This window comes from Pseudomonas sp. UBA6753, assembly GCF_002453565.1.
Lineage (GTDB): Bacteria > Pseudomonadota > Gammaproteobacteria > Pseudomonadales > Pseudomonadaceae > Aquipseudomonas > Aquipseudomonas putida_Z.
The window spans coordinates 1-21,806 of sequence record NZ_DKHD01000031.1; the positions used below are offsets into that span (position 1 = coordinate 1).

Sequence of the window (21,806 nt, forward strand, 5' to 3'; positions counted from 1 at the left end):
TCACACAGCCTGGACCCAAAGCAGACACCTGATGCCAAGGCCGCTTCGCGACCCATCGGTCATTCAGGAATTGATATACCGGCATGAAATAGTGCCGCAATAATAAACGGAGACTTTTTCTCCAGGTATTCAGCCATCCCACCCGTATTGCTCGCCTCCAATTGTAGCTTCAGCGCTTCATACTGCTGGCGGATCGAGGCATCACGCCTAAGCAAATCTCTGAACCCCAGCATCTGGGTGATCGTAAGGTGGCCACGGGTACAAGCGTGGAGCTTGTGCGTGCGAATTCCATCCACATTACGCCGGTAGAAATGATGCCCCTCCGATAGATCACTTCCTCGTACATATCCCAAACCCATCAAAATCTCGTCCCGCTCCGAGGCATTGCTATGATCGCGAACTTCGATGAGCACATCGATCTCGGGCTTCGCCGCGAGCCCCTGAACAGAGGTACTACCAACATGGTGTATGGCAATCAGTTCATCGCCAAAGGCCGAAGCGATGATTGGCTTGTCTGCCAGAAAGCGAGAGGGCCACATGGGGTTATAGGGAGTGATCTTGCTGGTCAGTGCCATTTCCGTTCCTTGGCGGGTAGTAGCTAAAGCCCTAAATGTTCCCTCAAAAAATGTGCATTCCCCAGGGACTGCTTACGAAAACCTCGGCAGTACGGCGATTCAGCAGATCGAATCAGGATCGTGTCGAGGTCGGGTAGGTGTCCTCCACCAAGGGCCGCTTTGGGTCGAAAGCCACGAGTCGTGGATGACTGACTTCCTCAAGGTGTGAAGTTGCCCTTCGACTGCCATCTGATTTCCCCTCGCTATTCCAACGACTCAAATTCCTTGAGTCTACGCCATAAGAACTCCAGTGCTCGCTGGAATACGGGATGGCAATCGGCGTAGGGAAGTTCATCTAGCGGAGCCCAGAAAAACTCGAACACATGGCCGTGGTCATCTAGTGTCTGATGAGCCCAGCTTTCAGGGAGATCACGCAATGCTCGACAAAGTTGAAACGACCATATTTGATCTAGATGTTCGGCATTCCAGCACCCCAAGTCCGTCTCAACTATCGCGTCGTCGATGCCAGACTCCTCTGCCAGCTCACGCAAGGCGGCCTCGCTGGGAGCTTCCCCACTCTCAATAGTGCCTTTACCAGTTGCGTGCCTGCCATAGGGTGTCGGAATAGGAGAAGCCTGGACGGTGGCGAAGACGACAGCACTACAGGGCATACCTTGCCAGGAATCATTGCTCTCTCCACATGAAGCTCGAAAAGCCATCCATGATAGGCGTTCAGTTTGGCTTGTACGAATCGGGAAACGGAAGGGCATTGTAGACAGAGAACGGCGTTCGACCTGATAGCCGTACGCTACTTTTCTCCTTGGTACCGGATTAAATTTCGTTCACGTTGCGCCCTTTAGTCATAAGGCATTCGACAGCAAATCAGCCATACTCCAGAATGCAGTGGTTTTTGGGGGAAAACCCTTGCACAGCCAACGACATACCAACTTTTAGTGAGCCTCAACGTGAAAACATCCCTGTCCATCCTCAGCCTGCTGCTGTTGCTCACAGGTACTGCGACCCTTCCGTCGACCGCTGCTGCACAACCCCCGGCCCAGGTTCAACGTGACCCATCCAAGCTGCATCTCGCCTCGGGCAGTGCCCTGCTGATCGACCTGAACACCAACCAGGAACTGTATTCGAGCCATGCCGACCGCGTGGTACCGATTGCCTCGGTGACCAAACTGATGACGGCGATGGTAGTGCTGGATGCCAAGCAGCCCATGGATGAGATGCTCACCATGACCCTTGCCAACAACCCGGAAATGAAAGGCGTGTATTCGCGTGTGCGGCTGGGCAGCCAGCTCGACCGCCGCGAAACCTTGCTGATTACCCTGATGTCATCGGAAAACCGTGCGGCCAACACCCTGGCCAACCATTACCCCGGCGGCTACCCGGCGTTCATCAAGGCGATGAACGCCAAGGCCCGCAGCCTGGGCATGGCGCACACCCGCTACGTCGAGCCGACCGGCCTGTCGACGCAGAACGTGTCCACGGCCCGTGACCTGGCCAAGCTGCTGATGGCGTCGCGCAAGTACCCGATGCTGAGCGAGCTGTCGACCACCCGCGAGAAGACCGTGGCCTTCCGCAAGCCCAACTACACCCTGGGCTTCCGCAACACCGACCACCTGGTGAACAAGAGCAACTGGGACATCAAGCTGACCAAGACCGGCTTCACCAATGAAGCCGGGCACTGCCTGGTGCTGCTGACCCGCATGGACAACCGCCCGGTTGCCATGGTGATCCTCGACGCCTTTGGCAAGTACACCCACTTCGCCGATGCCAGCCGCATGCGTCAGTGGCTGGAAACCGGTGCTGCCAAGCCGGCGCCGGCGGTGGCCATGCAGTACAAGGCGGAGCGGCAGAACAAGGGGCGCCTGGCGGCCGAATGACCGCCACCGGAATGATGGGGCCTGCACCGGCCCTATCGCCGGCAAGCCAGCTCCCACAGTGACAGCACCAGGCCTGCGAGAGCAACTGCCCTGCGCGGTCGATGTGGGAGCCGGCTTGCCGGCGATGGGCTGCACAGCAGCCCCAAGTTCGTCAGGCCGTGGTGCTGACCATCCCGCCCGCGCTGCTGCCACCCGTTTTCTGTAGCGCTTCGAGCAACTGCGCGGTGGCCTGCAGGATTTCACCATTGATGGTGGCGATACTCGCCTGCTTGGCGGACACAACTGCCAGCTTGGTGGTTTCGTCCATCTTCTGCGCCATCAACTGGGCCAGTTGCTTCTGCTCCTCGGCCAATTGCTTCTGCAGCTTCTTGATCATCTCGCGCAATTGCCTGATGTGCGCAGGCTCCGAACTTTCACTGCTGCCCTGGGCGCCTTGAGCCTGGCCGCCACCGCTCAATTTCGACGTGTCGGCCTGAGTGCCGGCCCCACTCTCTTCAGTCTTTTGCGCATCCTGGCTGTCGGCGACCTGGGTTGTGCTCACCGCCTGGGCCGTGGTGCTGATGCTGACTGCTGCAATACCTGTCATGTCTTACTCCCTGCGTTGCAAATTGGTCCTTGGGTTGTTCTGCCTATCGGCCGACAGGCGCAAGCCTTTAGCCCCCCTGTTGCAAGTGGCCGGTCGCCCGCCAGTAAATTCCCCGTCGTTTGGCTCGTTCCACCCAATGTACAAACGCAGGCGCCGGCCTCTCCCGGCGAGCGTCAACATTCGACCATTATGGAACCGCAGCCATGAGCCAGTCTGCAAACCCGGAAACCATCAAGGACCTGATCGGCGTGGGCTTCGGCCCTTCCAACCTGGCCCTGGCCATCGCCCTGGAAGAACTCGCCGAGTCTCAGGGCCATGCCCTCGACGCGCTGTTCATCGACAAACAGCAGGACTATCGCTGGCACGGCGAAACCCTGGCCACCCAGAGCGAGCTGCAGATCTCGTTCCTCAAGGACCTGGTGTCGCTGCGCAACCCCACCAGCCCCTACAGCTTCGTCAACTACCTGCACCAGAAGCAGCGCCTGGCCGACTTCATCAACCTCGGTACCTTCTACCCCTGCCGCCTCGAGTACAACGACTACCTGCGCTGGGCCGCCGAGCACTTCGCCACCCAGGCGGTATATGGCGAGGAAGTGCTGCGCATCGAGCCGGACGTGCAGGCGGGCCGGGTCGAGCACCTGCGCCTGGTCTCGCGCGACGCCCAAGGCCGCGAATACAGCCGCCGCACCCGTTCGGTTGTGGTCGGCAGCGGCGGCACGCCGAAAATCCCGGAAAAGTTCGGCGCCTTCAAGGACGACCCGCGGGTATTCCATCACTCCCAGTACCTGAGCAGCCTGAACAAGCTGCCGTGCACCGCCGACAAGCCGATGCGCATTGCCGTGATCGGTTCGGGCCAGAGCGCCGCCGAGGCGTTCATCGACCTCAACGACAGCTACCCGTCGGTCAAGGTCGACATGATCCTGCGCGGTTCGGCCCTCAAGCCTGCCGATGACAGCCCGTTCGTCAACGAGATCTTCTCGCCGGACTACACCGACCTGGTCTACAACGAACCGGCCGACCAGCGCAGCAAGCTGCTGGGCGAATACCACAACACCAACTATTCGGTGGTCGACCTCAACCTGATCGAACGCATCTACGGCATCCTCTACCGGCAGAAGGTCGCCCACCAGTACCGCCACAACGTGCTGTGCCGGCGCCAGGTCGAAGCCGTGGTGGCCACCCGCGAAGGCCTGGAACTGACCCTGCGCGACCTCGCCACCGGCCAGCAGCAGACCCACCGTTACGACGCGGTGATACTCGCAACCGGCTACGAGCGCCGCTCGCACCGTGACCTGCTGGCGCCCCTGGCAGGCTACCTGGAAGATTTCAGCGTCGACCGCAACTACCGCGTGCTGGCCAGCCCCGACCTGCAGGCCTCGGTGTACCTGCAGGGCTTCTGCGAAAACAGCCACGGCCTGAGTGACACCCTCCTCTCGGTGCTGCCGGCGCGCGCTGCGGAAATTGGCCGCGCGCTGTACCAGGACCTGGCGCAGCTGCACGGCAAGCCGCAACCGGCAGTGGCCCTGACCCGCGCCTGATCCCTCCTGCTTCATGCCTTCCAGGCCGACCTTGGCCTGAATCGATTGGGGCCGCTGTGCGGCCCATCGCCGGCAAGCCGGGCTCCCACAGGTACAGCACTGACCTCAACCCTGTGGGAGCCGGGCTTGCCGGCGATGGGCTGCGCAGCAGCCCCAATGACACTGACGCACAGGCATTGGCCCTCGGCCTTGAAACATTTGCTTGCATTTAAAACGGCAGGTTTTCGATTCTCATTCGTCCTTATCAATACAGCCCCTCTTTGGCTGGGCACACGCTCGACTCCCCATTGCAGAAGACCGTCAGATGGCCAAATCACCGAAAAAATCCAAATCCAGGCTGTGGTTCCTGGTCCACAGCTGGCTCGCCTTGCCGATCTGGTTCTTTGTCCTGATCGTCTGCTTCACCGGCATGCTCGCCGTGGTCAGCCAGGAAATCGTCTGGCTGGCCGACCCGGCCGTGCGCGCCAACAAGCCCGACGCCGACGCCGAACGCCTGAGCTTCCAGCAGGTACTGGACGCCCTGCACAAGGCCGAGCCGGACATGGTGGTGGAGCGGTTGATCCAGCCCGACGGTTCGCACTTTGCGGTCAAAGCCAATGTCACCCTGCCTGACGGCACCAGCCCGACGCTGTATGTAAACCCCTACAACGGGGCCATCCAGGGCAAGACCCCGGACTTCAACTTCGAAGCCTTCACCCGCGCCCTGCACGGCTGGTGGCTGGTACCGTTCACCAGCGGTTTCAGCTGGGGCTGGTACCTGGTGTCGCTGCTCGGGCTGCCCATGCTGGCTTCGCTGGTCACCGGCCTGGTGGTGTACAAGAAGTTCTGGAAGGGCTTCTTCAAGCCGGTGCGCACCGGCCATGGTTCGCGGATTTTCTGGGGCGACCTGCACCGCCTGGCCGGGGTCTGGTCGATCTGGTTCATTGCGGTCATTTCCATCACCGGCACCTGGTTCCTGATCCAGGCGATCCTGGCCGACAACCACATCACCATTTCCAGCCGGCCCATCGTGCCGGTGATCGCCCGTGAGGACGTGCCGCAAATCCCGACTGGCAGCCCGGCAACGCGCATCGACCTGGATGAAGCGGCACGCATCACCGGCCTGGCGGTCCCGGGGCTGGACATCAGCTTCATCTCGCTGCCGGCCACCGCCTACAGCCACATCACCCTGGCAGGGCCAGGCTGGTACCCGCTGATGTTCCAGAGCGCCTCGGTAAACCCGTACACGCGTAATGTCGACAGCCAGTTCCTGATCAGCGACCGCTCCGCCCTGGAGTTCGTCACCGAATCCATGCGCCCGCTGCACACCGGCGATTTCGGCGGCCTGCCGATCAAGCTGGTGTGGTTCTTCTTCGGCCTGGTCCTCACCCTGATGGTGTTCAGCGGCTTGCTGATCTGGACCAAACGCACCGCCCAGGCCACCGCCGCCGCCCTCAAGCGCAGCGAGCGCGCACCGCGCATGGCGCGCCATGAACCCACCGCGGAGATCCGCCCATGAGCCAGGCCCAAGCCGTGACCGTCAGCCCGCTGAAGCAACTGTGGCTGAAGTGGCGTTTTCACCTGAACATCCTGCTGATTCTCATCCCGCTGGGCTTCATGCCCAAGTACTTCGCCGACGCCAAGCTGTTCCGCGGCGAAGCGGGGCTCGGCGCCAATGTGATCAACGACATCCAGGTCGGCCCCTATACCCTGGACCTGGCCGAGATGCGTGACGAGGCGCCCCGCGCCGACGGCCCTGCCGGCCACTTCAAGGTCTTCAATGCGTCGCTGTGCAAGGCCTGCGTCAACGGCGTCAAGGCGGCCTACCTGCGCATCGGCAAACCGCGCAGCCTGCGCGCCGCCGGCACGATTTTCTTCGGTGCGCCGTACAACATGGGCACCTCGTTGCCGATCCCGCCACGCACCAAGCCCGACGCGCAGATCTGGATCACCCTGGAAGGCTGGGACGGCAGCATGCACCAGGCGTCGGTCCCTCTGGCCAAGGCATCGCCAGCCACCGTGGCCTGGCTCGAGAAACAAGGAGGCAAGAAATGAAACACCTGATACGCACCCTCGCCCTGCCCTTGCTGGTGCTGGCCGCCGGCCCGGCCCTGGCGCACAACCCGATGTGCGAATGCGAAGAACTGCCTGGCGGCCAGGTCAAGTGCACCGGCGGCTTCTCGGATGGCAGCGGTGCCCCCGGGGTAACCCTGGACGTGATCGCCTACGACGAACAGGTGCTGGTCGGCGGCAAGCTCGGTGATGATTCGACCCTGACCTTCAAGCGCCCGGACGGCGAATTCTACGTGCTGTTCGATGCCGGCCCCGGGCACGTGGTGGAAGTCGACCACGCCGATATCGCCCAGCCATGAGCCGCGCCCAAGTGATTCGCCCGGCCGGTGCCGGGCACGAAACCCTGTACGTGCTGCTGGTCAGCCTGCTGATCGTGGTACTCGCCACCTGCGTGGTGCTGCTGCGCGGCGAACGCGAGGATGAACAGGCCATCGCCAGCCACCAGATCGACGCCCGTCGCGACCTCACCGCCGCCGAGCAAGGCCTGTACACCGACCTGCGGGTGGCCTTCGACGAAATCCAGCTGCTGCGTGAAGAAAACGCCGCCGCGCCCAGCGTGCAGGCCCTGGCCGAGGAAGGCCTGCCGCCGTTCGTGGTCGATGCCGGCAGCCAGAGCCGCGGCAACCACCAATGGTCGTGGCTGGAACCCGGGGCCTACCTCGGCCGCAGCCAGGCCCCGGAAGTGGCCGGCAGTCTGCTGCTGATCCTGCCGGCCGACAGCACCGGCCAGGCCGATGTCTGGCTGCGCCGCGACAGCGCCGCCGTGACCCCGGACGACCTTGGCCAGGCCGCCCTGATCGCCGCCGGCTGGCAGCAAGTGGTCAGCCATTACGACGCCGGGGTCACCCGCGAACACCGTCACTGAACCCAAGGACTCCCCCATGCTCCGCTCCGCCCTCGCCCTGCTCCTGGCCCTTGCCCTGCCGGCACAGGCCCTGGCCGATAACGGCAAGCCCCTGCGTATCGGCATTACCCTGCACCCCTACTACAGCTATGTGAGCAACATCGTCGGCGACAAGGCCGAAGTGGTGCCGCTGATTCCGGCGGGGTTCAACCCGCATGCCTACGAGCCACGGGCCGAGGATATCAAGCGCATCGGCACCCTGGACGTGGTGGTGCTCAACGGCGTTGGCCATGACGATTTCGCCGACCGCATGATCGCCGCCAGCGAAAAGCCCGGCATCAACACCATCGAGGCCAACCAGAACGTACCCTTGCTGGCGGCCACCGGCATTGCCGCCCGTGGCGCCGGCAAGGTGGTCAACCCGCACACCTTCCTGTCGATCAGCACCACCATCGCCCAGGTCAACAACATCGCCCGCGAACTGGGCAAGCTCGACCCGGACAACGCCAAGCTGTACACGCAAAACGCCCGCGCCTATGCCAAGCGCCTGCGCACGCTGCGTGCCGACGCACTGGCCAAGGTCACCGAGGCGCCCAGCGCCACCTTCCGGGTCGCCACCATCCATGCCGCCTACGACTACCTGGTGCGCGACTTCGGCCTGGAGGTGACCGCGGTGGTCGAGCCAGCCCATGGCATCGAACCCAGCCCGGCCCAGCTGAAGAAGACCATCGACCAGCTCAAGGCGCTGGACGTGCGGGTGATCTTCTCGGAAATGGACTTCCCGTCGGCCTATGTCGAAACCATCCAGCGTGAATCCGGCGTGCGCCTTTACCCGCTGACGCACATCTCCTACGGCGAATACACCAAGGACAAGTACGAAGTGGAGATGAAGCGCAACCTCGACACCGTGGTCCGCGCCATCCAGGAGAACCGCGCATGACCGCCGCCGCCAACCTGGTAACAGCCTGCGGGCCGCGCATCGAGTTTGCCGGCATCGACCTGACCCTGGGTCGCACCCGCATCCTCGAACAGGTCAGCTTCAACGTCGCCGCCGGCAGCGTGCATGCCATCGTCGGCCCCAACGGCGGCGGCAAGAGTTCGCTGATCAAGACCCTGCTCGGGCAGATGCCGCACCAGGGCCAGCTGACCCTGCACTGGCCCGGCGAACGCGAAGTGATCGGCTATGTGCCGCAGGCGCTGGAGTTCGACCGTGGCCTGCCGATGACCGTGGACGATTTCATGGCTGCCATGTGCCAGCACCGCCCCGCCTTCCTCGGCCTGTCGCGCCGTGTGCAGCCGGCCATCGACGCGGCCCTGGCGCGGGTCGGCATGCTCGACAAGCGCAAACGGCGCATGGGCGCGCTTTCCGGTGGCGAACGCCAACGCGTGCTGCTGGCCCAGGGCCTGATCCCCGAGCCGCAACTGCTGGTGCTGGACGAGCCGATGTCGGCCCTGGATGAAGCTGGTATCCAGGTGTTCGAACAACTGCTGCAGGGCTGGCGCCAGGCCGGCACCACCGTGCTGTGGATCGAACACGACCTGGAAGCCGTGCTGCGCCTGGCCGACCGGGTTACCGGCCTGAGCCGCCAGGTACTGTTCGACGCCCCACCCGCCCAGGCCCTTACCCCAGAGCGCCTGCTCGGCCTGTTCTCCGTTCACCCGCGTAGCGAGAGCCTTGCCTGATGAGTTTCGAAATCTTTCGGCAAACGGTCCAGGACTGGGCCACTGCCGGCTACCTGCCCGAGGCGCTGGCCTACGGCTTCGTGGTCAACGCTCTGCTGGCCGGTTTGATGATCGGCCCGGTGCTGGGCGGCCTGGGCACCCTGGTGGTGGTCAAGCGTTTTGCCTTCTTCTCCGAGGCGGTCGGCCATGCCGCGCTGACCGGCGTGGCCATTGGCATCCTGCTGGGCGAGCCCTACACCGGCCCCTACGGCAGCCTGTTCGGCTACTGCCTGCTGTTCGGCATCTTGCTCAACTTCCTGCGCAACCGCACCGGGCTGTCGCCGGACACACTGATCGGCGTATTCCTGTCGGTGTCGCTGGCGCTGGGCGCCAGCCTGCTGCTGATGCTGGCGGGCAAGATCAATGTGCACATCCTCGAGAACGTGCTGTTCGGATCGGTGCTGACCGTCAGCGGCCAGGACCTGGTGGTGCTGGGCATCGTCGCGGTGCTGGTGCTGGCATTGGCCGTGCCGCTGTACAACCGCATCATGCTGGCCAGTTTCAACCCACAGCTGGCGGCCGTGCGCGGGGTGGCGGTGAAAACCCTGGACTACCTGTTCGTGGTGCTGGTGACCCTGGTCACCGTGGCCTCGGTGAAGGTGATCGGGGCGATCCTGGTCGGGGCGCTGCTGGTGATTCCCGCTGCCGCCGCACGCCTGGTCAGCCAGTCGCTGAAGGGCTTTTTCTTCCTGTCGGTGCTGATCGCCACGCTGAGCACGTTGCTCGGCATCCTGCTGCCGATCGTTTTCGACCTGCCGGTGCCGTCCGGCGCCGCGATCATCCTGGTCGCGGGCATCTGCTTCGCCCTGGCGGCGCTGGCCCGCGCCCTCGTCCCCCGCCTGCAAGGAAACCCGGCATGAACCTGAAACGCCTGACCCTGGCGCTGGCCCTGGCCGGCCTGCCCTCGCTGTCTTTCGCCACGCAAGTGCTGACCACCCTGCCCGTCACCCACAGCCTGGCCAGCGCCCTGCTCGACGGCACCACGGTGCAGCTCACGCGTGCAGCCCCCGCCAACCTGCCTGCCAGCCGCCAACCGTCCTATTTCAGCGGGCGCGGTGGCGCCAGCCTGCACAAGGCCGCGCAGCAGGCCGACGCGGTGATCGGCGTGCGCTCGATCTGGCGTGACGACCCGCTGTACCCGATGGCCCGGCGCAGCAATATCCGGATCGTCGAGATCGACGCCGCACGGCCTGTGGATGGCGCGCTGCCGGGTATTGCGGTGAGCGGTGACGAGGCCTATGGCGCCTACCCCTGGCTCAACCCGACCAACTTCGGGCGCATGGCCGACGTGGTAGCCAATGACCTGGAGCGGTTGGCGCCGGGCGACAAGGCAAAGATCCAGGGCAACCTGGTCGGGCTCAAACGCCAGTTGCTGGAGCTCTCGGCCAGCAGCCAGACACGCTTGGCCAAGGTCGACAACCTGACGGTGGTGAGCCTGTCGGAGCGACTGGGTTATCTGGCCAGCGGGTTGAACCTGGACATGGTCGAGCAGCCGCAGCCGGCCGAGTGGGATGCGGCTGCGCTGAAGGCGCTGGGGGACAACTTGAAGGCGCAGGATGTGGCGCTGGTGCTGGACCATCGGCAGCCGGAGGCGGCTGTAGCCGAGGTGATCAAGGCGTCCGGGGCGAAGCTGGTGGTGGTGGAAAGTGACCCTGAGGATGCGTTTGCCGGGTTGAAGGCCAGTGTGGATCAGGTGGTTGGAGCACTGGGCGAAAGCTGATGTTGGCTGTGCCGGCCTCTTCGCGGGCTTGCCCGCTCCCACAGGTACCTCACTGTTCTCTGGCCTTGCGCTATCCCTGTGGGAGCGGGCAAGCCCGCGAAGAGGCCGGTGCAAGCAATGGACAGCTAGCGCTTCATGCACCGCTGATAACGCTCATCAACCCGCCCGGCAAACCACGCCGTGGTCAGCTTGCGGGTGATCTTCGGGCTTTTCAGCTGAATCCCCGGCAGCACCGCCCGTGGCACCGGCTTGCCGGCCGCGGCATCTGCCAAGGCAAACACCCCGCTGTACAGCTTGCTGTCCTCGAAGGCCAAGCTATCGCCCTCCTCCAGCTGGCTGCGGATCTGCGGGTTGCGCAGGCCCAGCTTCCCTCCCAGTTTGCGCGCCGCCTTTTCCGTGGTCCCGGGCATGATCGAGCCCGGCGCCACCAGGTCGCCATCCAGCGCCAGCGTTACCCCCGTCACCTTGCTCAGTGCTGCCTGGAATGCCGCATTGCGGCTGGCGTACCAGCCCGCGTTGAAATCGGCAAAGCGGTACAGCTGGCGATCGTAGTTGGCCGAATAGCCCAGCAAGTGGGCGATACCGAAATACATGCCGCCGCGCCGGGTGAACACTTCCTGGCGAATACTGCCGTCGTGGCTGTAGGGGTAATCCCGCGCATGCTTTTCGGCAAAGTCGATGCTGACCTGCATCGGCCCACCGGTATGCACCGGGTTCAGCCCGCCCAGCAAGGTCTTGCCCAGCGGCACGCGAGCGATGACTTCGTCATACAGTTCGCTCAACTGCTTCTCGCTGCGCACCGCCTGCAAACGTTGCTGGTAGCTCTTGCCATTACCCGACGGCGCCTTCAGCGCACCATCGACCAGCAGCTTGGGGATATGCAGGCGCGCGGCGCGCCGGTCGATTTCCTCCCGGGCGATACGCCCCAGGTTGGGCACCTGCGGGTCGGCATTGAAGGTCGATTCCTGTTCGGTCACCGCCAGCACCGCACACAGGTTGCTCTTGCTGGGGGCAATACGCTGGGCCTCGAACGCCACCTGAATGTCCCGGGCCCAGCCCTCACGGTCCTTGGCCTGGGCGGGCAACAGCCGCAGCAGTTGGGCGCGGACCTTGGCCGGGTCCGCCTCGGGCGCTTCCTCACGGCGCCCGGCGCAGCCTTGCAGCAGCGCCAGGGCCATCAACCCGACAGCCAGTAACCGGCCGTTCAGGGCTGTTCACCGACCAGGTAGGTCTTGCTGATGTGCCGGAACAGCGGGTGGCCGGCACTGCCCATAAGCTCGAACAAAACCATTTCGCGGGTCACCACCTGCGCCCCCGCGGCCCGCATGCGCGCCAGCCCTGCAGCCTTGCTCGCCAGGGTACGGCTGTCACAGGCATCCTCGACCACGAACACCTGCTTGCCCAGCGCCAGCAGGCCGAGCACGGTCTGCAGCACACACACGTGGGTTTCCATGCCACAGACAATCACTTGCTCGCGCGCCATCAAACTCGCTGGCAGGCACTCTGCGGCCACGCAGGAAAAATGGCTTTTCTCCACCACCTCGGCGGCCGGCGCTGCGGCCAGCAGCTCGGCCAGGGTATGGCCCAGGCCCTTGGGGTACTGCTCGGAAATCACCGTCGGCAGTTCCAGCTCGTTCGTCGCCGCCAGCAACCAGCGGGCCCGCGCGCGGGTGCCTTCAGGGTCGCTCATGGCGCCGATGAGTTTTTCCTGGATGTCGACGACCAGCAGCGTGGCCTTGTGGGGATCGATCAGCATTGTCTGCCTCTTGCCTGGGAAAAGGCCTAGCCTCCCCCAAGGCAAGCGGTGACGTCAATCAGGCGGACAGCCGAAGCGGTTGTAGCGACGCGGTCAGCGCAGCGAGCACCCGGTCCTCATGCTCATGGATGAAGAAGTGGCCGCCAGGGAACATCTGCAGCGAGAACGCCCCGTGGGTTTCCTGGCGCCAGGCCTGCAACTGCTCGTCACTGGCGCGGTCCTGCATGCCGCCCAACACGTGCAGCGGGCACTGCAACGCCGGCCGCTGGCGGTAGGCGTAGGTACCACACAGCAGGAAGTCGGCGCGCAGGGTGGGCAAGGTCAGGCTCATCAGCTCGGCGTTGGCCAGCACTTCCTCGGGCGTGCCCTGAAGCTCGCGCAACTCGCCGATCAACTCGGCGTCGCTCTTGGGCTCGCGCCAGTTCTTGCCGTCGTAGTCCTCACGGCGGGTCGGCGCTGCGGTACCGCAGGCAAACAGGGCCAGTGGCGCCGGGCAGCCCAGCGCCTGCAACTCATGGGCAAGTTCAAATGCCAGCAAGGCGCCCAGGCTATGGCCGAGCAGCGCGTAGGGGGTGCTGGCCGCCAGGCGCTGTTCGGTGGCCAGTTGCCGGGCCAGGGCCTGCATGTCGGTGTGCAGTGGCTCGGCCATGCGCGCACCACGCCCGGGCAGTTCCACCGGGCGTACCTGCAACCACGTCGGCAGCTTGCGCCGCCAGCGGCTGTAGACCATGGCGCTGGCCCCGGAATACGGCAGGCACAGCAGGTTCAATGCAGTCACTGGGCGGCGGCTTCGGCCATTTTCTGGCGCAGGCTCAGCGGGCGCATGTCGGTCCAGACTTCATCGATATAGGCCAGGCAGTCCTTCTTCAGGCCGCTCTTGCCTACGGCACGCCAGCCGTTGGGGATGGCTTTGTAGTCGGGCCAGATCGAGTATTGCTCTTCGTGGTTGACCACTACCTGGAACTGGATATCGTCGCGGTCGAAAACGGAAGTCATTGCCTGTCTCCTTGAGTGATGGGTGCCGTTGCGCGCCTGGCGCAGGGGGGCTTTCAAGTAGACGTAGCGTGCGGCGGAAAAATTAGTGGGGCTGACGCGGTCTTCAGGTGTCACGCAACAGGTCGTGGGTATCAAGCAAGCGGAAGGCCACCTGCGGGTTGCGCTCCAGCCCACGGCGGATCGCCGCCGGGATCGACTGCCGGGTCTTGCGGCACAGCCCGGGCTGGTCGTCCAGTTCGATGACAATCCCGCGCATGGTCCGTACTTCATTGAAGCCAGGGGCGATATGCACGCGGATGCCGAGGTTTTCGTACATCCGCTGCTGCAGGCGTTGCAGGTCTTCCAGGTCCTTGAGGTTTTCCAGGCGGTCGAGCAGGCGCTTTTCTTCCTGGCGGGTCAGCAGGAGGATGCGCTGGGCTGTCTGCGGGTGGTCGGCCAGGTGTTCGCGGCCACAAATGCAGGCGCCAGGTGGGCAGGGTTGGCGCAGGGTTGGAGAACTGGTCATGGGGCAAGCATAGCCAGTTTTTGTGCCGCCTGTGCGGGCCCTATCGCCGGCAAGCCGGCTCCCACAGGAGCCGCGATGGCGTAAAAAAACTTTCCTGTCAGGATAAAAAATTTCACAAATCTCTAGACCGTCACCCCTCACTTCGCCTATAAATCGCCAAAAGGAAATTTATATTCCTACCAAGAAACATAACTTCGCCTCCCGCGAAGCCTCTTTTGCCCTTGTGCCCGACCTGCCCCACTCCATCACGAGGCCTATCCGACATGCATCCCGCTCCCGATCACTTCATCCTGCGCGTCAGCTGCCCGGCCGTGTCCGGCATCGTCGCCGCGGTGACCACCTACCTGGCCGAGCACGGTTGCTACATCAGCGAGATGGCGCAGTTCGACGACGAGGACAACGGGCGCTTCTTCATGCGCGCGGTGTTCCGCTACAACACCGGTGTCACGGGTGACACACCGCAGCTGGAAGCCGGCTTTGCCGATGTCGCCCAGCACTTCGACATGCAGTGGAGCCTGCACAGCAGTGCCCGGCCAATGCGCGTGCTGCTGATGGTGAGCAAGTTCGACCACTGTCTGTCCGACCTGCTGTACCGCCATGCCAAGGGCGAGCTGGACATGCAGATCACCGCCGTGGTCTCCAACCACCTGGACCTGCGCCCGATGGCCGAGCGCCAGGGCATCCGTTTCGTCTACCTGCCGGTCAGCAAGGACACCAAGGCCGAACAGGAAGCCGCGCTGCTGCGCATCGTCGAGGACACCGGCACCGAACTGGTGGTGCTGGCGCGCTACATGCAGATCCTCTCCGACGACCTGTGCCGCCAGCTGTCAGGCCGGGCGATCAACATCCACCATTCGTTCCTGCCCGGTTTCAAAGGCGCCAAGCCTTATCACCAGGCCTACCAGCGCGGGGTGAAGCTGATCGGCGCCACCGCCCACTACGTCACCAGCGACCTCGACGAAGGCCCGATCATCGAGCAGGAAGTGCAGCGCGTGGACCATGCCTACGCACCGGACGACCTGGTGGCCATCGGCCGCGACACCGAGACCATCGCCCTGTCCCGCGCCGTGAAATACCACCTGGAGCACCGGGTGTTCCTGAACCACGACCGCACGGTGATCTTCAAATGAACGCCACTCCCGGTATCAAGCTGATCGACGGCAAGGCCACCGCGGCGCGGGTGCTGGCCGAGGTACGCGAGCAGGTGCAGGAGCTGCGCCAGGGCGGCGTGCAGCCGGGCCTGGCGGTGGTGCTGGTGGGCGCCGACGCTGCCAGCCAAGTGTATGTGCGCAACAAGGTGCTGCGTGCCGAAGAGGTGGGCATCCGCTCGCTGGAGCATCGCCTGCCCGCCGACACCAGCCAGGCCGAGCTGCTGGCCCTGATCGACCGCCTCAACCGCGACGCCGAGGTCAACGGCATCCTCGTGCAACTGCCGTTGCCGGCCCATATCGACGAACACCGCATTCTCCAGGCGATCAGCCCACTGAAGGATGTGGACGGTTTCCACAGCGAGAACGTCGGCGGCCTGGCCCAGGGCCGCGATGTGCTCACCCCGTGCACGCCCAGCGGCTGCATGCGCCTGCTGCGCGATGCCTGTGGCGAGCTGCGCGGCAAGCATGCGGTGGTGGTCGGCCGCTCGAACATCGTCGGCAAGCCTATGGCCGCCCTGCTGCTGCAGGCCGACTGCACGGTGACCGTGGTGCATTCGCACAGCCGCGACCTGCAGGCCTTGTGTCGCCAGGCCGACATCCTGGTGGCCGCAGTGGGCAAACCACGGCTGATCGGTGCCGACTGGCTCAAGCCTGGCGCGGTGGTGATCGACGTCGGTATCAACCGCATCGACGAAGGCGGCCACAGCCGCCTGGTCGGCGATGTCGACTTCGCCGCCGCCCTGCCCCAGGTGGCCGGCATCACACCGGTGCCCGGCGGCGTCGGCCCGATGACCATCGCCTACCTGATGAAGAACACCCTGCTCGCCCTCGACCTGCAACAACAGGCCGCCCACCAGGAGCGCACCCCATGCCTTTCGCCCTGCTGAAATACGGCCTGAGCGCCGACTACCCGGTGGAGGTCGACCTGCCACCACCGTGCGAACTCAAGCCACGCTATGACGTGGTGATCATCGGCGGCGGCGGCCACGGCGTGGCCATCGCCTACTACCTGGCCAAGTACCACGGCATCACCAATGTCGCCGTGCTGGAAAAGGCCTACCTGGGCGGCGGCAACACCGCGCGCAACACCGCGGTGATCCGCTCCAACTACCTCACCAGTGAGGGTGTGCGCTTTTACGCAGAATCGGTGCGCATGTTCCAGAACCTGTCGAACGAGTTCGACTTCAACATCATGTATTCCGAGCGCGGCCAGCTCACCCTGGCGCATACCGACGCCACCGTGCGCGCGTTCCGCCAGCGCGCCGAGGTCAACAAGCATTTCGGTGGCCGCACGGAAATGATCGACCGCCAGCAGATCCGCGAACTGGTGCCCAGCCTGAACCTGGACCCGGGGCACCTGCCGGTGCTGGCTGGCCTGTGGCACATCGACGGCGCCACCGCGCGCCACGACGCAGTGGCCTGGGGCTACGCCAAGCAGGCGGCCAAGCGCGGCGTCGAGATCCACCAGCTGACCGAAGTGCAGGACCTGCTGATCCGCAACGGGCGCATCGAGGCGGTGAAGACCAACCGTGGCACCGTGCAGTGCGGTTGCGTGGTGCAGGCCGTGGCCGGGGCCAGTTCGCTGCTGATGGCCAAGGCCGGCATCCGTGCGCCGATCCATACCTACCCGCTGCAGGCCATGGTCACCCAGCCGTTCAAGCCGTTCCTCGATCCGCTGGTCAGCTCGTCGGCGCTGCACTGCTACGTGCAGCAGACCAGCCGTGGCGAGATCGTCTTTGGCGGCGGCTCCGACCCCTACCCGCTGTACAACACCCGCTCCACCCTCGACCTCAAGGAAAGCCTGCTGGCCCACGCCATCGAGATGTTCCCGTTCATGGCCAACGCCAAGCTGATGCGCCAATGGGCCGGGATCACCGACATGACACCGGACTACAGCCCGATCATGGGCCTGTCGCCGGTGCACAACTATTACCTGGACGCCGGCTGGGGCACCTGGGGTTTCAAGGCCACGCCGATCTGCGGCAAGACCATGGCCGAGCTGGTCGCCAGTGGCGGCAAGGTGCCGGAACTGATCGCACCCTTTGCCCTGGAGCGCTTCAGCCGCTTCCAGCAAGTCAACGAAATGGGCGCCACCGCGGCCAGCCACTAAGGAGCGACGACGATGAAGATCCTGACCTGCCCCTTGAACGGCCCGCGCAATATCAGCGAGTTCACCTACGGCGGCGAATTCAGGCACATGCCCGACCCGGCCAGCTGCAGCGACGCCGAATGGGCCGACTATGTGTTCAACAGCGACAACCTTGCCGGGGTGGTGACCGAGTGGTGGCTGCACAACGCCTCCAGCTACTGGTTCCTGGCCGAACGCCACACGGTGAGCGACCAGGTGCTGCGCACCTTCGACCCAAAAGAACTGTTCGACCGCCGCGTCGACTTCACCCCCGCCGCCACCCCGGAGATTGCCGGATGAACAGCCACACTCGCCTCCCCGCACCCATGGGCCTGCTGATCGACCGCGAGCGGCCCCTGCACTTGCAGTTCGACGGCCAGGCCTGCCAGGGCTTTGCCGGTGACAGCATCGCCAGCGCCCTGCTCGGCAGCGGCCGCTGGCTGCTGTCGCGCTCGTTCAAGTACCACCGCCCGCGCGGCCCGCTGAGCATGGCCGGGCAGGATGCCAACACCCTGGTGCAGCTGCCGGACGAGCCCAATGTGCTGGCCGACCTGGAAGCCGCCCGCGATGGCCAGGTGGTCGAAGGGCAGAACTTCAACGGTAGCCTGGCGCACGACCGCGACGCCTACCTGGGCAAGTTTTCGCGCTTCATGCCGGTCGGCTTCTATTACCGCTCGTTCTACAAGCCCAAGGGCATGTGGAAGGTGTGGGAGCCGCTGATCCGCAAGAAAGCCGGCCTGGGCGTGCTCGCCCTCGGTTTCAGGCCGCAGTATTACGACAAGGCCTATCTGTTCGTCGATCTGGCTGTCATCGGCGCTGGCCCGGCGGGCCTGCGTGCGGCACTGGACGCGGCCAATGCCGGGGCCAAGGTGTTGCTGATCGAGCAACAGCCGGTGCTTGGCGGCTCGCTCACCTACGCCCGCTTCGACATTGCCGGCACCCGCGCCACCGGCCTGCGCCAGGAACTGCTGGCTGCCGTCGAGGGCCACCCGAACATCCAGGTGCTGCTGGAAGCCACCTGCAACGGCTGGTTCACCGACAACTACCTGCCGGTGATCCAGCACAAACGCCTGTACAAGGTGCGCGCCAGCCGCTGCCTGGTGGCAGCCGGTGCGTTCGACCAGCCGGTGGTGTTCCGCAACAACGACCTGCCGGGGGTCATGCTGACCAGCGCCGCGCAGCGGCTGATGAAGCTGTACGCGGTCAAGCCGGGCCAGCGCGCGGTAATCCTCACCGGCCACGATGACGGCTACCTCGCCGCCCTCGACCTGCAGGAGCAAGGCGTGGCCGTGGCCGCGGTGGTCGACATGCGCGCCGCGCCAGCCGATGCCGCAGTGGCCGCCGAACTGAAGCGCCGCGATATACCCGTGCACCTGGGCAGCACCGTGTACGAAGCCCTGCACGAAGCGGGCATGCGCCACGTGAGTGGCGTGGATATTCGCCCGATCACCGGCCAGGGCAAGGTCGGCTCGCATGGCCTGCGCCTGGCCTGCGACCTGCTGTGCATGTCGGCAGGCTACATGCCGGTGTACCAGTTGCTGTGCCAGGCTGGCGGCAAGCTGGCCTACGATGTGAACCGCGACGAATTCGCCATCAGCAACCTGCCGGCCGGGCTGGATATCGCCGGCTCGGTGAACGGCCGTCACGCACTGAGCAATGTGCTGGCCGACGCCACTCGCGGGGCTGCCGATGCGCTGGCAGCGCTGGGCCTGGAAGCGCCGGTGCAGCCAGTGTTCAGTGCCGAAGCCAAGGTCAACTTCCCCTGGCCGATCTTCCCCCACCCCAAGGGCAAGGATTTCGTCGATTTCGACGAAGACCTGCAAGTGCGCGACATCGTCAACGCCACCCGCAGCGGCTACCGCGACGTGCAGCTGGTCAAGCGCTTTTCCACGGTCGGCATGGGCCCGTCCCAGGGCCGCCACTCGGCGCTGCCGACCGCCCGCCTGGTGGCCCACGCCACCGGGCGCAGCATCAGCGAAACCGGGGTGACCACCGCCCGGCCACCGTTCCAGGCGGAAAAACTGGCCCACGTCGCCGGCCGCGCCTTCGACCCGTACCGGCAAACACCAATGCACCGCCGCCACCTGGAAGCCGGGGCGAAGATGATGCCGGCCGGCCTCTGGCAGCGCCCGGCCTATTATGGCAAGCCCGAGGAACGCAAACGCTGCATGCAGGAGGAAGCCCACCATGTGCGCGAGAAGGTCGGCCTGATCGACGTTTCCACCCTCGGTGGCCTGGATGTGCGCGGCCCCGACGCCGCCGAACTGCTGGAGCGCCTTTACACCTTCGGCTTCGCCAAGCTGGCCATCGGCCGCACCCGCTACGCGCTGATGACCAACGAGCACGGCGTGGTGATCGATGATGGCGTGTGCGCCCGGCTGGGCGAGCAGCACTTCTACGTCACCGCCACCACCAGCGGCGTCGACCGCATCTACCAGCAGATGCTGAAGTGGAACGCGCAATGGCGCCTGGATGTGGACGTCACCAACGTCACCGCCGCCCTCGCCGCGGTCAACCTGGCCGGGCCGCTGGCCCGCCAGGTGCTGGCCAAGGTATGTGACGATGTGGACCTGTCGGCCGAGGCCTTCCCTTATCTCGGCGTACGCCAGGGCACAGTGGCCGGTATCGCCGCGCGCATCCTGCGGGTCGGCTTTGTGGGTGAACTGGGCTACGAAGTGCACGTGCCGGCGCGCCACGCCGAGCGCCTGTGGGATGCCTTGATGCAGGCCGGCGCGGGGGTGGGCATTCGCCCGTTCGGCGTCGAGACCCAGCGCCTGCTGCGCCTGGAAAAAGGCCACGTGATCATCAGCCAGGACACCGACGGCATGACCCACCCGGCGGAGATCGACATGCAGTGGGCCATCGGCCGCAAGAAGCCATTCTTCGTCGGCAAGCGCTCGATCGAGATCCTCGAAGCGCAGCCGCTCAAGCGCAAACTGGTCGGCTTCACCCTGCCCAAGGGCAGCCCGCAGCCGCTGGAGGGGCATCTGGTGCTGGACGGGGCGGATATCAGCGGCAACGTCACATCCTGCGAATACTCGCAAACCCTGGGGCAGATCATCGGCCTGGCATACGCCGGTGCCCATCAGGCCACGCCTGGCATGCACATCCCGATCCGCGTGGAGGGCGGCGTGATGGTCAATGCCAAGGTGGTGCCCCTGCCGTTCCACGATCCCGACAACCTGCGCCAGGAGGTCTGAGCCATGACCAGTTTGCAAGCCGAAGCTTTTATTCCACCCAGCCCGCGGGCCGAGCTGTTGCACAACTGCGCGTTGACTGACCTGACCGATCTGGCAAGGGTCGGGTTTCGTGGGGGCGACAGTGCCGCTTGCCTGCAGGCGCGTGGCTACCGCTTGCCGTCGCTACCCAACCAGGCCGTGCGCCAGGAAGACGGTGGCTGGGTAGCGCGCTTGTCGCAGACCGAGTACCTGCTGTTGGGCAGCCTGGCGGACGGCGGTGCACGGGTGGCTGCCGAAGAGGCCGGGTGGGTGCAGGATGCCCGGCGCAACTACCTGCTGCCGCGCCAGGATAGCCATGCCTGGCTGCAGCTGTCGGGGGAGTATTGCAGCGCGGTGATGGCCAAGTTGTGCGGGGTGGACTTGCGCGCCCAGGCGTTTCCCGTTGGGGCGGTGGCGCAAACCTCGGCGGCGCGGATCAACGTGATCGTGCTGAATGTGGGGAGCGATGAGAGGCCGGCGTTGCAGTTGCTGTTTGATCGGGCGTCGCTGGCGTATTTCCGTGAAGCGGTACTGGATGCCATGGATGAGTTCGATGGTGGGTGGGTCGGGGTGGATGAACTGATGCATTGACCTGCCCCGGCCTGCCCTGTTCCTCATTAACGGCGCGATTCCTGTAGAAGCGGCCTTGTGTCGCGAAAGGGCCGCAAAGCGGCCCCGGCGTTTTTGCGGTGATGCACAGATCGTTGGGGGCGCTTCGCCCCCCTTTCGCGACACAAGGCCGCTCCTGCAAAGTAATCACGCAGCCCTGCGATACCTCAGTGCTTCATGCCCAGCTCGGCATCATCCATCAGCGCCTTGGCCATTGCGCTCAGGTAATGGGCGGCCCAGATCATCATCGGTTTCTCATCCATCAGGCCGGTGATGGTCAGTTCGCGGACATAGCCCATCAATTCCGAGGACTGCTCGCGGGCATCGCGACAGGGGATGCCGGGCTCGATGCGGAACAGTGGATGGGTGCCGTTTTCGCCTTGGTAGAAGGTGGTCTTGCCGACGGTGAATTGGGTGTCTTCTGTTGTCATTGGTGAATCCCCTGAAATTTCTCGACTGCTTGCACTGGCCCTTTCGCGGGCACGCCCGCTCCCACAGGTACTGTGCAACTCCTGAGTACGGTGAAGATCCTGTG

At 64.7% G+C, this 21,806-nt stretch carries 24 protein-coding genes and 1 pseudogene; 16 read left to right on the forward strand and 9 right to left on the reverse strand.

Features of this window, described 5'->3' with window-relative positions; translation table 11 throughout:
- Nucleotides 1–59 precede the first annotated feature (59 nt).
- Both B2790_RS11545 and B2790_RS11550 read right to left on the reverse strand, forming a co-directional pair.
- Nucleotides 60–575 carry a GrpB family protein gene (locus B2790_RS11545; RefSeq protein ID WP_075044877.1) on the reverse strand — a complete coding sequence of 172 codons (516 nt, stop codon included), beginning with the start codon at nt 573–575 and terminating at the stop codon, nt 60–62.
- Nucleotides 576–817: 242 nt separating this feature from the next.
- Nucleotides 818–1,242, reverse strand: a pseudogene (locus tag B2790_RS11550) (NUDIX hydrolase).
- Nucleotides 1,243–1,519: 277 nt separating this feature from the next.
- Here B2790_RS11550 and pbpG point away from each other — a divergent pair.
- The gene (gene pbpG / locus B2790_RS11555; protein WP_286918875.1) at nt 1,520–2,446 is read left to right on the forward strand and encodes a D-alanyl-D-alanine endopeptidase; all 927 of its coding nucleotides are present in this window, start codon (nt 1,520–1,522) and stop codon (nt 2,444–2,446) included.
- 151 nt (nt 2,447–2,597) lie between these two features.
- Here the strand turns inward: pbpG and B2790_RS11560 are convergent, their stop codons facing one another.
- Nucleotides 2,598–3,032: a hypothetical protein gene (locus B2790_RS11560; RefSeq protein ID WP_286101685.1), complete on the reverse strand. Its 435-nt coding sequence runs from the start codon at nt 3,030–3,032 to the stop codon at nt 2,598–2,600.
- Nucleotides 3,033–3,235: 203 nt separating this feature from the next.
- Between B2790_RS11560 and B2790_RS11565 the strand changes: the two genes are divergently transcribed.
- From B2790_RS11565 to B2790_RS11605, 9 genes are all read left to right on the forward strand, one after another.
- Nucleotides 3,236–4,570 carry a lysine N(6)-hydroxylase/L-ornithine N(5)-oxygenase family protein gene (locus B2790_RS11565; protein WP_286918876.1) on the forward strand — a complete coding sequence of 445 codons (1,335 nt, stop codon included), beginning with the start codon at nt 3,236–3,238 and terminating at the stop codon, nt 4,568–4,570.
- A 304-nt stretch (nt 4,571–4,874) separates the two neighbouring features.
- Nucleotides 4,875–6,068 carry a PepSY-associated TM helix domain-containing protein gene (locus tag B2790_RS11570; RefSeq protein ID WP_286918877.1) on the forward strand — a complete coding sequence of 398 codons (1,194 nt, stop codon included), beginning with the start codon at nt 4,875–4,877 and terminating at the stop codon, nt 6,066–6,068.
- Nucleotides 6,065–6,604: a thiamine pyrophosphate-binding protein gene (locus B2790_RS11575; protein ID WP_286101683.1), complete on the forward strand. Its 540-nt coding sequence runs from the start codon at nt 6,065–6,067 to the stop codon at nt 6,602–6,604. Before B2790_RS11570 ends, B2790_RS11575 begins: the two co-directional genes overlap by 4 nt.
- Nucleotides 6,601–6,921, forward strand: coding sequence for a hypothetical protein (locus B2790_RS11580; RefSeq protein WP_274079017.1), 321 nt, complete (start codon nt 6,601–6,603; stop codon nt 6,919–6,921). Before B2790_RS11575 ends, B2790_RS11580 begins: the two co-directional genes overlap by 4 nt.
- Entirely contained in the window at nt 6,918–7,487 is a 570-nt protein-coding gene (locus B2790_RS11585; protein WP_274079016.1) for a DUF6162 family protein, read from the forward strand. Before B2790_RS11580 ends, B2790_RS11585 begins: the two co-directional genes overlap by 4 nt.
- Nucleotides 7,488–7,503: 16 nt before the next feature.
- Nucleotides 7,504–8,406, forward strand: coding sequence for a metal ABC transporter substrate-binding protein (locus B2790_RS11590; RefSeq protein WP_025338673.1), 903 nt, complete (start codon nt 7,504–7,506; stop codon nt 8,404–8,406).
- Complete coding sequence (locus B2790_RS11595) at nt 8,403–9,149, forward strand: metal ABC transporter ATP-binding protein (RefSeq protein WP_274079015.1); 747 nt, start codon at nt 8,403–8,405, stop codon at nt 9,147–9,149. The genes B2790_RS11590 and B2790_RS11595 overlap by 4 nt, the downstream gene beginning before the upstream one ends.
- The gene (locus tag B2790_RS11600) at nt 9,149–10,048 is read left to right on the forward strand and encodes a metal ABC transporter permease (RefSeq protein WP_013973136.1); all 900 of its coding nucleotides are present in this window, start codon (nt 9,149–9,151) and stop codon (nt 10,046–10,048) included. Before B2790_RS11595 ends, B2790_RS11600 begins: the two co-directional genes overlap by 1 nt.
- Nucleotides 10,045–10,908, forward strand: coding sequence for a metal ABC transporter solute-binding protein, Zn/Mn family (locus B2790_RS11605; RefSeq protein WP_286918878.1), 864 nt, complete (start codon nt 10,045–10,047; stop codon nt 10,906–10,908). The genes B2790_RS11600 and B2790_RS11605 overlap by 4 nt, the downstream gene beginning before the upstream one ends.
- Nucleotides 10,909–11,033: 125 nt before the next feature.
- On the opposite strand, the gene B2790_RS11610 is transcribed toward B2790_RS11605, so the two are convergent.
- The 5 genes from B2790_RS11610 to B2790_RS11630 form a co-directional block, all read right to left on the reverse strand.
- Nucleotides 11,034–12,086: a DUF1615 domain-containing protein gene (locus B2790_RS11610; RefSeq protein ID WP_286101680.1), complete on the reverse strand. Its 1,053-nt coding sequence runs from the start codon at nt 12,084–12,086 to the stop codon at nt 11,034–11,036.
- A 26-nt stretch (nt 12,087–12,112) separates the two neighbouring features.
- Nucleotides 12,113–12,664 (reverse strand): hydrolase, encoded by a 552-nt coding sequence (locus B2790_RS11615; protein ID WP_286101679.1) that lies wholly within the window; start codon nt 12,662–12,664, stop codon nt 12,113–12,115.
- A 58-nt stretch (nt 12,665–12,722) separates the two neighbouring features.
- Nucleotides 12,723–13,442, reverse strand: coding sequence for a thioesterase II family protein (locus tag B2790_RS11620; protein ID WP_286918879.1), 720 nt, complete (start codon nt 13,440–13,442; stop codon nt 12,723–12,725).
- Nucleotides 13,439–13,660: an MbtH family protein gene (locus B2790_RS11625; RefSeq protein WP_003256222.1), complete on the reverse strand. Its 222-nt coding sequence runs from the start codon at nt 13,658–13,660 to the stop codon at nt 13,439–13,441. Before B2790_RS11625 ends, B2790_RS11620 begins: the two co-directional genes overlap by 4 nt.
- A gap of 103 nt (nt 13,661–13,763) precedes the next feature.
- Entirely contained in the window at nt 13,764–14,165 is a 402-nt protein-coding gene (locus B2790_RS11630; protein ID WP_286918880.1) for a hypothetical protein, read from the reverse strand.
- A gap of 263 nt (nt 14,166–14,428) precedes the next feature.
- Between B2790_RS11630 and purU the strand changes: the two genes are divergently transcribed.
- From purU to B2790_RS11660, 6 genes are read left to right on the forward strand one after another with little or no spacing between them, the layout of a single operon-like run.
- Nucleotides 14,429–15,295 (forward strand): formyltetrahydrofolate deformylase, encoded by an 867-nt coding sequence (gene purU / locus B2790_RS11635; protein ID WP_075044866.1) that lies wholly within the window; start codon nt 14,429–14,431, stop codon nt 15,293–15,295.
- Nucleotides 15,292–16,203 (forward strand): bifunctional methylenetetrahydrofolate dehydrogenase/methenyltetrahydrofolate cyclohydrolase FolD, encoded by a 912-nt coding sequence (gene folD / locus B2790_RS11640; protein ID WP_286918881.1) that lies wholly within the window; start codon nt 15,292–15,294, stop codon nt 16,201–16,203. The genes purU and folD overlap by 4 nt, the downstream gene beginning before the upstream one ends.
- Nucleotides 16,185–17,426 carry an FAD-dependent oxidoreductase gene (locus tag B2790_RS11645; protein WP_013973144.1) on the forward strand — a complete coding sequence of 414 codons (1,242 nt, stop codon included), beginning with the start codon at nt 16,185–16,187 and terminating at the stop codon, nt 17,424–17,426. The genes folD and B2790_RS11645 overlap by 19 nt, the downstream gene beginning before the upstream one ends.
- A 12-nt stretch (nt 17,427–17,438) precedes the next feature.
- Entirely contained in the window at nt 17,439–17,744 is a 306-nt protein-coding gene (locus B2790_RS11650; protein ID WP_075044863.1) for a sarcosine oxidase subunit delta, read from the forward strand.
- Entirely contained in the window at nt 17,741–20,644 is a 2,904-nt protein-coding gene (locus tag B2790_RS11655; protein WP_286918882.1) for a 2Fe-2S iron-sulfur cluster-binding protein, read from the forward strand. Before B2790_RS11650 ends, B2790_RS11655 begins: the two co-directional genes overlap by 4 nt.
- Before the next feature lie 3 nt (nt 20,645–20,647).
- Nucleotides 20,648–21,253, forward strand: a complete 606-nt coding sequence (locus B2790_RS11660; protein ID WP_286918883.1) for a sarcosine oxidase — start codon at nt 20,648–20,650, stop codon at nt 21,251–21,253.
- Nucleotides 21,254–21,438: 185 nt separating this feature from the next.
- On the opposite strand, the gene B2790_RS11665 is transcribed toward B2790_RS11660, so the two are convergent.
- Nucleotides 21,439–21,702, reverse strand: coding sequence for a DUF3077 domain-containing protein (locus B2790_RS11665; protein WP_023660664.1), 264 nt, complete (start codon nt 21,700–21,702; stop codon nt 21,439–21,441).
- Nucleotides 21,703–21,806: the final 104 nt, after the last annotated feature.

Excerpts from the sequence above, each read along its gene's own strand:
- B2790_RS11650 (WP_075044863.1), top strand. The coding sequence starts at position 17,439 with ATGAAGATCCTGACCTGCCCCTTGAACGGCCCGCGCAATATCAGCGAG.
- B2790_RS11665 (WP_023660664.1), bottom strand. The coding sequence starts at position 21,702 with ATGACAACAGAAGACACCCAATTCACCGTCGGCAAGACCACCTTCTAC.
- purU (WP_075044866.1), top strand. The coding sequence starts at position 14,429 with ATGCATCCCGCTCCCGATCACTTCATCCTGCGCGTCAGCTGCCCGGCC.
- B2790_RS11570 (WP_286918877.1), top strand. The coding sequence starts at position 4,875 with ATGGCCAAATCACCGAAAAAATCCAAATCCAGGCTGTGGTTCCTGGTC.
- B2790_RS11600 (WP_013973136.1), top strand. The coding sequence starts at position 9,149 with ATGAGTTTCGAAATCTTTCGGCAAACGGTCCAGGACTGGGCCACTGCC.
- B2790_RS11565 (WP_286918876.1), top strand. The coding sequence starts at position 3,236 with ATGAGCCAGTCTGCAAACCCGGAAACCATCAAGGACCTGATCGGCGTG.
- B2790_RS11595 (WP_274079015.1), top strand. The coding sequence starts at position 8,403 with ATGACCGCCGCCGCCAACCTGGTAACAGCCTGCGGGCCGCGCATCGAG.
- folD (WP_286918881.1), top strand. The coding sequence starts at position 15,292 with ATGAACGCCACTCCCGGTATCAAGCTGATCGACGGCAAGGCCACCGCG.
- B2790_RS11590 (WP_025338673.1), top strand. The coding sequence starts at position 7,504 with ATGCTCCGCTCCGCCCTCGCCCTGCTCCTGGCCCTTGCCCTGCCGGCA.
- B2790_RS11645 (WP_013973144.1), top strand. The coding sequence starts at position 16,185 with ATGCCTTTCGCCCTGCTGAAATACGGCCTGAGCGCCGACTACCCGGTG.
- B2790_RS11610 (WP_286101680.1), bottom strand. The coding sequence starts at position 12,086 with ATGGCCCTGGCGCTGCTGCAAGGCTGCGCCGGGCGCCGTGAGGAAGCG.
- B2790_RS11655 (WP_286918882.1), top strand. The coding sequence starts at position 17,741 with ATGAACAGCCACACTCGCCTCCCCGCACCCATGGGCCTGCTGATCGAC.
- B2790_RS11615 (WP_286101679.1), bottom strand. The coding sequence starts at position 12,664 with ATGCTGATCGATCCCCACAAGGCCACGCTGCTGGTCGTCGACATCCAG.
- B2790_RS11630 (WP_286918880.1), bottom strand. The coding sequence starts at position 14,165 with ATGACCAGTTCTCCAACCCTGCGCCAACCCTGCCCACCTGGCGCCTGC.
- B2790_RS11585 (WP_274079016.1), top strand. The coding sequence starts at position 6,918 with ATGAGCCGCGCCCAAGTGATTCGCCCGGCCGGTGCCGGGCACGAAACC.
- B2790_RS11625 (WP_003256222.1), bottom strand. The coding sequence starts at position 13,660 with ATGACTTCCGTTTTCGACCGCGACGATATCCAGTTCCAGGTAGTGGTC.
- B2790_RS11605 (WP_286918878.1), top strand. The coding sequence starts at position 10,045 with ATGAACCTGAAACGCCTGACCCTGGCGCTGGCCCTGGCCGGCCTGCCC.
- B2790_RS11575 (WP_286101683.1), top strand. The coding sequence starts at position 6,065 with ATGAGCCAGGCCCAAGCCGTGACCGTCAGCCCGCTGAAGCAACTGTGG.
- B2790_RS11660 (WP_286918883.1), top strand. The coding sequence starts at position 20,648 with ATGACCAGTTTGCAAGCCGAAGCTTTTATTCCACCCAGCCCGCGGGCC.
- B2790_RS11560 (WP_286101685.1), bottom strand. The coding sequence starts at position 3,032 with ATGACAGGTATTGCAGCAGTCAGCATCAGCACCACGGCCCAGGCGGTG.
- B2790_RS11580 (WP_274079017.1), top strand. The coding sequence starts at position 6,601 with ATGAAACACCTGATACGCACCCTCGCCCTGCCCTTGCTGGTGCTGGCC.
- B2790_RS11545 (WP_075044877.1), bottom strand. The coding sequence starts at position 575 with ATGGCACTGACCAGCAAGATCACTCCCTATAACCCCATGTGGCCCTCT.